At 72.1% G+C, this 9,528-nt stretch carries 10 protein-coding genes; 5 read left to right on the top strand and 5 right to left on the bottom strand.

All coding sequences use genetic code 11. From position 1 onward, the window contains the following. On the bottom strand, positions 1-427 hold a 427-nt coding region (locus ACFVW8_RS36770; RefSeq protein WP_389697961.1), incomplete at its 3' end, for a TIM barrel protein. Positions 428-686: 259 nt separating this feature from the next. On the opposite strand from ACFVW8_RS36770, the gene xylB reads away from it, so the two are divergent. From xylB to ACFVW8_RS36755, 3 genes are all read left to right on the top strand, one after another. Next, positions 687-2,180 carry a xylulokinase gene (gene xylB / locus ACFVW8_RS36765; protein WP_389697959.1) on the top strand — a complete coding sequence of 498 codons (1,494 nt, stop codon included), beginning with the start codon at positions 687-689 and terminating at the stop codon, positions 2,178-2,180. Between the two features lie 128 nt (positions 2,181-2,308). Continuing rightward, the gene (locus ACFVW8_RS36760; RefSeq protein ID WP_389697957.1) at positions 2,309-3,586 is read left to right on the top strand and encodes a VWA domain-containing protein; all 1,278 of its coding nucleotides are present in this window, start codon (positions 2,309-2,311) and stop codon (positions 3,584-3,586) included. Then, the gene (locus ACFVW8_RS36755; protein ID WP_389697955.1) at positions 3,583-4,413 is read left to right on the top strand and encodes a hypothetical protein; all 831 of its coding nucleotides are present in this window, start codon (positions 3,583-3,585) and stop codon (positions 4,411-4,413) included. Before ACFVW8_RS36760 ends, ACFVW8_RS36755 begins: the two co-directional genes overlap by 4 nt. 61 nt (positions 4,414-4,474) lie before the next feature. Here ACFVW8_RS36755 and ACFVW8_RS36750 read toward each other — a convergent pair whose 3' ends face one another. The 4 genes from ACFVW8_RS36750 to ACFVW8_RS36735 all read right to left on the bottom strand — a co-directional run bounded on the left by ACFVW8_RS36750 (position 4,475) and on the right by ACFVW8_RS36735 (position 7,225). After that, positions 4,475-5,149, bottom strand: a complete 675-nt coding sequence (locus tag ACFVW8_RS36750) for a ThuA domain-containing protein (RefSeq protein ID WP_389697953.1) — start codon at positions 5,147-5,149, stop codon at positions 4,475-4,477. 26 nt (positions 5,150-5,175) lie between these two features. Next, entirely contained in the window at positions 5,176-6,363 is a 1,188-nt protein-coding gene (locus ACFVW8_RS36745; RefSeq protein ID WP_389697951.1) for a GDSL-type esterase/lipase family protein, read from the bottom strand. 59 nt (positions 6,364-6,422) lie between these two features. Beyond that, on the bottom strand, positions 6,423-6,992 hold the full coding sequence (locus ACFVW8_RS36740) for a TetR/AcrR family transcriptional regulator (RefSeq protein WP_389697949.1): 570 nt from the start codon (positions 6,990-6,992) through the stop codon (positions 6,423-6,425). A gap of 77 nt (positions 6,993-7,069) precedes the next feature. Next, positions 7,070-7,225: a hypothetical protein gene (locus ACFVW8_RS36735; RefSeq protein WP_389697963.1), complete on the bottom strand. Its 156-nt coding sequence runs from the start codon at positions 7,223-7,225 to the stop codon at positions 7,070-7,072. Positions 7,226-7,359: 134 nt separating this feature from the next. Here ACFVW8_RS36735 and ACFVW8_RS36730 point away from each other — a divergent pair, with 134 nt between their 5' ends. Together ACFVW8_RS36730 and ACFVW8_RS36725 are read left to right on the top strand one after the other, a co-directional pair. Further along, entirely contained in the window at positions 7,360-8,727 is a 1,368-nt protein-coding gene (locus ACFVW8_RS36730) for a cytochrome P450 (RefSeq protein ID WP_389697947.1), read from the top strand. Between the two features lie 181 nt (positions 8,728-8,908). Then, entirely contained in the window at positions 8,909-9,445 is a 537-nt protein-coding gene (locus ACFVW8_RS36725; RefSeq protein ID WP_389697945.1) for a DUF4232 domain-containing protein, read from the top strand. Positions 9,446-9,528: the final 83 nt, after the last annotated feature.

The following is a 9,528-nucleotide window of genomic DNA, read 5'->3' as shown; positions in this document are numbered from 1 at the left end:
CACGGCCGCCCCAGGCCACATACGTCTCGGCACCCAGCTCGACCGCGAGGTCGATGTTGCGGATGACCTTGCGCAGCGCGAACCGGCGCACGTCACGGTCGTTGGACGTGAAGCCGCCGTCCTTGAACACCGGATGCGTGAAGAGGTTCGTCGTCGCCATCGGCACCTTGAGACCGGCCGCGTCCAGCGACTGGCGGAACCGCTTCACGATGCCTTCGCGCTCGGAGTCCGAAGAGCCGAAGGGGATCAGGTCGTCGTCGTGGAACGTCACACCGTACGCACCGAGCTCCGCGAGGCGCTGCACGGAGTCGACCGGGTCGATCGCCTCCCGGGTCGCGTCGCCGAACGGGTCCCGCCCCTGCCAGCCCACGGTCCACAGACCGAAGGTGAACCTGTCCTGCGGGGTGGGGGTGAAGCCTTCGGTCATGGTCCATCCGCCTTCGGTGCCATGGGTCCGTAGCCGGTCGGGCGGCCGAACCTCAATTTGTTCAGTGTCATGACTAATCATGCACGGACCTCCCCGAGGACGTAACCCCCCTCACCGGAAATCCACGCCGTCACCGGAAATCGACGTCGACCCCTATGGCACGCGACTTCGATCACGTAATTTGTTCGTCGCACGACCAAATATCTGTGGCCGAGAGTCCACAGCCCGGGAACCCTGAAGCCAGAGAATGAGGTCAGCCATGCCGCCGCCTGCCGTCGTCATCGGTGTGGACAGCTCCACCCAGTCCACCAAAGCGGCGTTCGTCGACACCGGCACCGGCCGGCTGCTCGCCGTCGGCCGCGCCCCGCATGTCGTCACGGGGGAGGCCGGGGCGCGCGAAAGCGACCCCGAGGTGTGGTGGCAGGCGCTGCGCGACGCGGTCGCCGCCGGGCTCAAGGAGTCGGGTGTCCCCGCCGCCGCCGTCACCGGGATCGCCGTCGCCGGACAGCAGCACGGGCTGGTCGTCCTCGACGGCACGGGCCGCCCGCTGCGCCCGGCGCTCCTGTGGAACGACACCCGCTCCGCTCCGCAGGCCGCCGCCCTCACCACGGCGCTGGGCGGGGCGGAGGCCTGGACCGCACGCACCGGATCGGTTCCGGTGGCCGCGATGACGGCGTCGAAATGGCAGTGGCTGCGGGAGAACGAGCCGGAGAACGCCGCCGCGGCCGCGGCCATCCGGCTGCCCCACGACTTCCTGACCGAGCGGCTGTCCGGCCGGGCCGTCACCGACCCCGGCGACGCGTCCGGCACCTGCTGGTACTCCACCGCCACCGGCGCCTACGACCCCGAGCTGCTCGAACTCCTCGGTATCGAACCCGCGTTGCTGCCGGAGGTGGCTGCCAGCGGTGCGGCCCGCATCGGATCGCTGACGGCCGGGGCCGCCGAGGCGCTCGGGCTGCCTGCCGGTATCGCCGTCGCCGCCGGCACCGGTGACAACATGAGCGCCGCCGTCGGCCTCGGGCTCGGCGGCGCCGGGCTCCTCGACCACCCCGTCCTCAGTCTCGGCACCTCCGGCACGGTCTTCGCCGCCTCCCGGACCAGGCCCGCATCGGCCGCACTCTCCGGCTTCGCCTCTGCCGACGGGACGTACCTCCCGCTGGCCTGCACCCTCAACTGCACGCTCGCCGTGGACAAGGTCGCCGAACTGCTCGGTCTGGACCGCGCCGACGCCGCCCCCGGCGGCGAGGCCGTGCTTCTGCCCTATCTGGACGGCGAACGCACCCCCGATCTGCCCACCTCCGCCGGCCTGCTGACCGGACTGCGGCACGACACCACCCCCCAGCAGCTCCTGGGCGCCGCCTACGAGGGCGCGGTCTTCACCGTGCTGCGGGCACTCGACGCACTGCTGCGGGCCTGCGGGCTCGACCCCGACGATCCCGAGGTGGCCGCCCGGCCGCTGCTGCTGATCGGCGGCGGCGCCCAGGGCCGTCAGTGGGTGGAGACGGTCCGGCGCCTCTCCGGCCGGCCGGTGACCGTGCCGTCGAGCGGCGAACTGGTCGCGGTGGGCGCGGCCGCGCTCGCGGCATCGGCCGCCACGGGCACGGACCCGGTGACGGTCGCCACCGGCTGGGACACCGGCGAGGCTCTGCAACTGGAGGCGGTGGAACGGGACCTGACGGCCTGGGCCCGGATCGGTTCGGTACTGGACCGGGCGGCCGGCCCCCTGCTGGGCGCCGACCGGCCGCGGGACTGAGCCGCGCGGCCGGGAGACCGGCCGGGCCCTGACCTGCTGTCACATTCCGTCGCACGGGCCGCACAAATACGCGCGCCGGCCGGTGCACCGGTTTTGGATAGCGAACTGATGTTCACTACTATCCGGCGATGATCATAAGAAGAAGACTGACGGTCGGGGTGGGTATTCTGCTCGCCACCCTGACCGCCGGGCTCGGCTCGGCCCTCCCCGCCGCGGCCGATGAAACCCCCACCGAAGCGTCCCCCAAGGTCGAGCTGGTGCTCGACGTCAGCGGCTCCATGCGGACCCGTGACATCGACGGCCAGTCCCGGATGACCGCGGCGAAGCAGGCGTTCAACGAGGTGCTCGACGCGGTGCCCGAGCAGGTGCAGCTCGGTATCCGCACGCTCGGCGCCGACTACCCGGGCGACGACCGCAAGGTCGGCTGCAAGGACACCAAGCAGCTCTACCCGGTCGGCCCGCTCGACCGCACCGAGGCCAAGACCGCGGTCGCCACCCTGGCACCCACCGGCTGGACCCCGATCGGACCCGCGCTGCTGGGCGCCGCCGACGATCTGGAGGGCGGCGACTCCACCCGCCGGATCGTGCTGATCAGCGACGGCGAGGACACCTGCGGCCCGCTCGACCCGTGCGAGGTGGCCCGCGACATCGCCGCACGCGGCATCCACCTGGTCATCGACACCCTCGGCCTGGTGCCGAACGAGAAGATCCGCAAGCAGCTGACCTGTATCGCCGAGGCCACCGGCGGCACCTACACGGCTGTCCAGCACACCGATGAACTCTCCGGCCGAGTGACGCAGTTGGTCGACCGGGCGGCCGAGCCCGTCGTCACACCGGTGGCGACCGAGGGCGCCGCCGAGTGCACCGACGCACCCGAGCTCAAGGCCGGCCTCTACACCGACCGTGAGAGGTTCGGCGAGCATCGCTGGTACCGGGTCGCCGTGAAGCCCGGCCAGGAGCTGCGCGCCTCGGTGAGTGTCTCCGCGGACCGCGCCGTCAACAACGACTACGGGATGCTGCTGCGAGCGGTGACCGTGCACGGCCGGGAGATCGTCAGAGGTTCCGAGTCCGGCACCGGGCGCACCGACGCCATCTCGTCCGGGCTGCGCTACCCGAAGCCGGATCAGGACACGGACGACGACGCCGAGCCGGCCGCGGAGACCGTCTGTCTCCAGGTCAGCAACTCATTCTCCGCACCCGCCTCGGTGAAGACCTCCCCCGGTATGCCGGTCGAGCTCACCGTCGACGTGGTGGACGGCCCCGACAACGCGGCCGACGTCGCCGCGTTCGGCCTCGGCCGCGGCTGGTGGCTGCTCGGCGTGCTGGTTCTCACCGGACTGGTGGCGGGCCTGCTGACCGGCTGGATCTCGCGCTGGCGCATCGCCGTATGGAGGACCAACCGATGATCCGTACGACACGTGTACTAGCGGGTGCCCTGCTGACCGGCCTCGCCCTCCTGACCGGGGCGGGGGCCGCCGTCGCGGACGACGCGTCGGCGAGCCCGGGCCCCAGCGCCTCCGGCGACGGCTCCGGCCCCACGGAGGCGGGCACCGCCTTCCGTACCGCCACCGCCATCCAGCAGAACCAGACCGCCACCGCCGGGGGTTCCACGGGCGACTACCTGTACTGGGTGTTCCCGGCGGACGCGGGCCAACGGCCCACCGTCAAGGCGAAGGTCACCCTGCCCGAGGCCACCGCCCGGCACGGTGCGTCGACCTGGCAGGTCGATGTGTACGACGGGCTGCGCCGCCGCCAGGCGTGCATGTACGGCAAACAGACCGGCAAGGCCGCGGCCGACGCCACCACGGTCGAGCTCACCTGTGTCCTGCGTACCGTCAGGGCCTGGTCCGAGCCATGGGCCAACGACCCGCTGCCCGGCAGCTACTACGTCCGGCTCACGGTCGTCGATCTGCCGTCGGCGGATCTCGGACTGCCGGTGCGGACGGAGGTCGAGGTCACCTCGGCCGGCAAGGGCGGCGCCGGGGACGTCGACGGCTCGCTCGCGAAGCCGCTGGTGCCCGGGGTGTCATCCGTCGAGCAGGCCGCCGAAGGCGCGTCGGCCACGCCGGTGCCGCTCGCCGGTGAGCCCGAGGACGGCTGGGCCTCCGGCTGGTGGACGGACCGCTGGCTGTGGACCGTCGGCGGTGGGGTGCTGGGCGCCTTCGCGGCCGTCTTCGGCTACTCGCTGACCCGCGGCAACGGACGCCCCTCCCGGGTCCCGCCGGGCGTCTGACGACGCGCCGTCGGCCGGACCCGGGACCCCCGGACCGGCCGACGGCCCGCGCCGCCCGGGTTCAACGCGTGTGACGATTCGTCACATGCCGTAGCCCACCCAGGAGATGGGCGCGGAAAGCCGAGTCCGCGTAGGCCTCACGGGCGTGCCCGAGGGCGGTGTAGAACACCCGGGCCCCGCCGTGCTCATGCGTCCAGACGAGCGGGTGGTCGGGTCCGGTGCGGCCGCCCTCGTAGGAGGACTCGTCGGCGGAGGCGAGCACCCGCACCCGGCCGCGCGGGCTGTCCCGGAAGTCGTACCACTCGTCGGCGAATTCCCAGGTGGCGCCCAGGTGTGCGGTGGCCGGGTGCTGGCGGTCCTCGATGACGAGGGTGCCCGGCTGGAACGCGGGGTGCCGGTCGAAACGTGCGCCCAGCAGGTCGCCGTAGAACGGCCAGCCGTACTCCGTGCAGGCGGCCGCGTGCACCCCCATGAAGCCACCGCCCGCCGCACAGTACGCCTGGAGTCCCGCCCGTCCGGCCGGTGTGAGGACCTCCCCGCTGGTGGAGAGGAAGACCACCGCCGCGTACGCGTGCAGCCCGTCCTCGAACACCCCGGGCTCCTCCGTCGCGTCCACGCCGAAGCCGTACTCCGCGCCGAGAGCCCGGAACGCGGCGACCCCGTCCGGGATCGAGTCGTGGCGGTAGTCCGTGGTGCGGGTGAAGACGAGGATGCGGGAGGGGCTGTGAGCCGGCACCGGTTGCTCCAGGGGTGTGTTCCTGATCAGGAGGCGCGGTCGGCCGCGAACGGCCCGCCGGGCGCGAAGGCGAGCTCCGCGAAGCGGTCGCCCATCCGGCTGTGTGTGGCCGCGTCCGGGTGGAGCTGGTCCGGCAGCGGGAGTTCAGCGAAGTCCGCCTCGCCGTAGAGGCTGCGGCCGTCGAGGTAGTGCAGGTTCGGGTCGTCGGCCGAGCGCTGCTCCACGAGGCGGCTGAGTTCGTCCCGGATGACGTTGAGCGTCAGCTTCCCGGCGGCCCGTTCCGCGGGGTCGCCCGCGGCGACGAACCGGAGCCTGCCCTCGCTGAGGTTGCTGAAGTCCGGGGCGCTGGGACCGGGGGTGTCCTCGTGGATCGGGCACAGGACGGGCGAGACCACCAGGAGCGGGACATCAGGATGTCCTTCACGGATGGTGTCGAGGAATCCGTGCACCGCCGGGGTGAAGGCACGCACCCGCATCAGGTCGGTGTTGACGAGGTTGATGCCGATCTTGACGCTGATCAGGTCTGCGGGGGTGTCGCGCATCGCGCGGGCGGTGAACGGGTCGAGCAGGGCGCTGCCGCCCAGGCCCAGGTTGATGAGTTCCACCCCGCCGAGGGAGGCGGCGCGTGCGGGCCAGGTCGTGGTGGGGCTCGCGGCGTCGGAGCCGTGACTGATCGAACTGCCGTGGTGCAGCCACACCTTGCGGCCCCGGTCCGGAGCCGGCTCGACGGGAGCGTCGGTGCGCAGGGCGACGAGCTCGGTGGTCTCGTTGTACGGCAGCCAGATCTCGATGTCCTTGACGCCTTCGGACAGCCCGGCGAACCGGACGGTGCCGACCGGGCCGGGCCGGGTGTCCACGGACCCGGCGGTCATGTCGACCAGGAGGACGTTGCCTCCGGTCGACTTCTCCTGGCCCGCGAGGCGGCCGTCGACGAGCAGGTCGTACACGCCGTCCGGACGGGGCGGGGCACCCGCGTAGGCCGTCTTGGTGCGGAGAGCGTCCAGCTCGACGGTGGTGGCCCGGGTACGGAACACCAGCCGTACGCCGGAGGGCTGCGCCTCCGCCATGGCCAGCTGTCCGTCGGCGCACTGCGCACGGGCCCGGGCGGGCAGCCGGTGCGGTCGCACCCCGTGCTCGGTGCGCTCCAGGTCGAGTGCCCCGCGCAGGAGGGCGGCGGTGACGGGCGTGGTGATGAGGTCGGATTCAGTGCTCATGTCTCTGCCTGTTGCTCGGAACGGAACGCGATGGTGGAAGGTGCTGCCCGGAACGCGGTTCAGGGCGCGGGCCAGTTCCGCAGCAGTGCGTCGAGGGCGTCCAGCATCCGCGACCAGCTCTCCTGCGAGTCGGGGGCGCTGTGGCTGAATCCCCCCTGCATCTCCAGGCTGACGTAACCGTGGAATGCGCTGCCCAGCAGCCGTACCGCGTGCGTCTGGTCGGGCTCGGTCAGGTCGTAGCCGCGCAGGATCGCCCGTGTCATCTGCGAGTGCCTGACACCGGCACTGGCAGCCGCCGCCTCCGGGTCGAGCTTCAGCTGAGCCGCCGCGTAACGGCCGGGGTGCTCCCGGGCGTAGTCGCGGTAGACGTCCGCGAAGGCGCCCAGGGCGTCCTTGCCCGCCCGGCCCGCCAGCGCGGCGGCGCCCCTGTCGGCCATCTCCTCCAGGGCGAGCAGCGCGATCCTGGTCCTGAGGTCATGGGAGTTCTTCAGGTGCGAGTACAGACTCGCGACCTTGACGTCGAAGCGCCGGGCGAGCGCGGAGACGGTCACCTCGTCGAAGCCGACCTCGTCGGCCAGCTCCGCTCCGGCCCGAGTCAGTCGTTCCGCGGTCAGTCCTGCACGCGCCATGGTCTCCCCTTCATTAACCATCAGCCATTATGCCTACGCCTAATACCTATAGGCAAACGCGGGGGCTGCTGAGTACCTCAGAGGTCCCGGAGCTCGAACCGGTCGAAATCGGCAACGGCCCCGGTTCCCGCCAGGTCCTGGGCACACACGCCGACGAACGCCCCCGTGAACCGCAGCCGGTCCCCGTAGTCGTCGGAGAGCCTGGTGGCATCCAGGACCGGGCCGATGCCCAGCCAGTCGGCGCGGCTACTCTCGACAACTCACCTACTCCGCAAGGCCGGTGACGAAATACTGGCAGGCGGACCCACCCGAGTCGTTTTTCGCCGCGCGCCGACCGTGGCGCGCCACCAGGGAGCGGAGACCCTATATGTCCACGGAGACCGGACCGGCCGTCGATGCCGAGCCGCGCGCCCACCGGATCGTGCCGGGCCCGAAGGGGCTGCCGTTCCTGGGGAACATGCCGCAGTTCGCCAGGAACCCCCTCGCGTTCTTCGAGCGGCTGCGCGGCCACGGGGACCTGGTCCGATGGCGCTTCGGCCCCAACTCCTGTGTGTTCGTGGCCGATCCGGAGTGCATAGGCGAACTGCTCACCGAGACGGAACGCACCTTCGACCAGCCGGCCCTCGGGATCGCGTTCCGTACCGTGATGGGCAACGGCGTCGTCGTGGCGCGCGGGAGCGAGTGGCGGCGCAAACGGTCGTTGGTGCAGCCTTCCGTACGGCCCAAGCAGGTGCGGTCGTACGCGGCGACCATGGCCGGCAGCACGGTGGAGCTGGCCGACACCTGGTCGGGCGGCGAACGCATCGACGTCAAGCGCGAGATGGCGGCGCTGACGCAGCGGATCGCCGTCCGTACGATCTTCGGCGTCGACACACCGGCCGACGCCGAGGCGATGGGCCGGGCCATGGACGTGGCCCAGGCGGAGATCGGCAAGGAGTTCGCGGGGATCGGCGCACTGCTGCCGGACTGGGTACCGACGCCGGGGCGGGCCAGGATCAGGAAGGCCGCCGCGGTCATCGACGCCGAGGTGGGCCGCGTCGTCGCCCGGCACCGCGACGGCGGGGACGAGCGCCCCGACCTGCTCAGCCGGCTGCTCACCGCGGTCGACGAGAGCGGCGCACAGCTCACGGACCAGGAGATCCGCGACGAGACGGTCACGCTCTACATCGGCGGCCACGAGACGACGAGCTCGACCCTGGTGTGGGCCTGGTACCTGCTCTCCCGCAACGCCGGGGCACGCGCCGCACTGAACGAGGAACTGGACCGGGTACTCGGCGACCGCGAGCCGGAGTTCGACGACTACGCGCGACTGACGTACGCCCAGTCGGTGGTCAAGGAGACGCTGCGGCTGTACCCGACGATCTGGCTGGTCACCGGGGTTGCGAAGGAGGGCGCGCAGATCGGGGGCATACCGATGCCGGAGGGCACCAGGGTGTGGAGCAGCCAGTGGGCCACACACCGTGACGAGCGCTGGTTCCCGCAGCCGGAGGAGTTCCGCCCCGAGCGCTGGGACGCGGACGCCGGCGACGCGATCGCGGAGTACGCCTGGTTCCCGTTCGGCGGGGGCCCTCGGGTCTGCCTGGGCACGCGGTTCGCGATGGTCGAGGCGGTACTGATTCTGGCGGTGCTCGCGCGCCGTTTCGAGCTGGACGTGGATCCGGGCACGGTCAGCCCCGTGCCGACCCTGACGCTGCAGCCGGACCGCGAGGTGATGGCCACGGTGCGGGCGCGGTAGGAGGACCGGCTCGCACGGTGCGGGGCCGGCGGCAGTGGCGCCCGATCGACGGATACTGAACCGATATGTCCGACCTATCGCCAAGAACGTGGCATACCGTCCAGAATGTCCCTGTCGGCCGTACCGGCCACCGGGGCTTCCCGCCACGACCGCGGGCTGTCGATTCAAGGGGAGAAACATCATGCGCCTGTCCTCCGCTCTCACCGCCGCCCTCACCGCGACGGCCGCCGCGGCCCTGACGGCCACCGGCGCGTCGGCCGCTCCAGGCGCCGCTTCCCCCGGGACGGCGCCCTCTCCCGGCGTCTGCCAGGAGAAGGCCCTCACGGTCTCGGCCTCGCCCGGCGGGCAGCAGAACGTGGCACGGATCGCCGTCACCAACCGGGGCGGCAGCACCTGCGTGGTGGACCGGATCCCGACCGTCACCTTCCGCGGTCTGGACGGCTCGGCCCAGCCCGTGCCGCCGGCCACCAGCGGTGCCTACGTACTCTCGCCCGGCGAGCGCGGGTACGCCGCCGTGCGTACGGCGGCACCCGGTACCGCCGAGGGGCATGTGGTCCGCACCCTGTCCGTGGCCGGTGACCCCTCGCACTACGGCGTCACCTTCGGCGCGGCGGCGGTGGGCATGGACCACGGGATCCGGGTGTGGGAGCCGGTGACCACGCTGTGGCACACCTCGCGCGGCGCGGCCGACAGCGCACTGGCCACCGCGACCCACTGAGCAGCGGGGACGGAGGCCGGGGCGGGGGCGGCGGCGGGGTGGGGGGGCGGCGCCGGCACACCCCCCCGGCGGGGGATTTTAAA

It is taken from the genome of Streptomyces sp. NPDC058221 (genome assembly GCF_042882365.1).
GTDB lineage: Bacteria > Actinomycetota > Actinomycetes > Streptomycetales > Streptomycetaceae > Streptomyces.
The sequence above is the reverse complement of the archived record's forward strand: the minus strand, read 5'-3'. Positions and strand labels throughout refer to the sequence as shown.

Coding starts and splice junctions, on each gene's coding strand:
- xylB (WP_389697959.1), top strand. CDS start 687: ATGCCGCCGCCTGCCGTCGTCATCGGTGTGGACAGCTCCACCCAGTCC.
- ACFVW8_RS36760 (WP_389697957.1), top strand. CDS start 2,309: ATGATCATAAGAAGAAGACTGACGGTCGGGGTGGGTATTCTGCTCGCC.
- ACFVW8_RS36755 (WP_389697955.1), top strand. CDS start 3,583: ATGATCCGTACGACACGTGTACTAGCGGGTGCCCTGCTGACCGGCCTC.
- ACFVW8_RS36745 (WP_389697951.1), bottom strand. CDS start 6,363: ATGAGCACTGAATCCGACCTCATCACCACGCCCGTCACCGCCGCCCTC.
- ACFVW8_RS36740 (WP_389697949.1), bottom strand. CDS start 6,992: ATGGCGCGTGCAGGACTGACCGCGGAACGACTGACTCGGGCCGGAGCG.
- ACFVW8_RS36730 (WP_389697947.1), top strand. CDS start 7,360: ATGTCCACGGAGACCGGACCGGCCGTCGATGCCGAGCCGCGCGCCCAC.
- ACFVW8_RS36725 (WP_389697945.1), top strand. CDS start 8,909: ATGCGCCTGTCCTCCGCTCTCACCGCCGCCCTCACCGCGACGGCCGCC.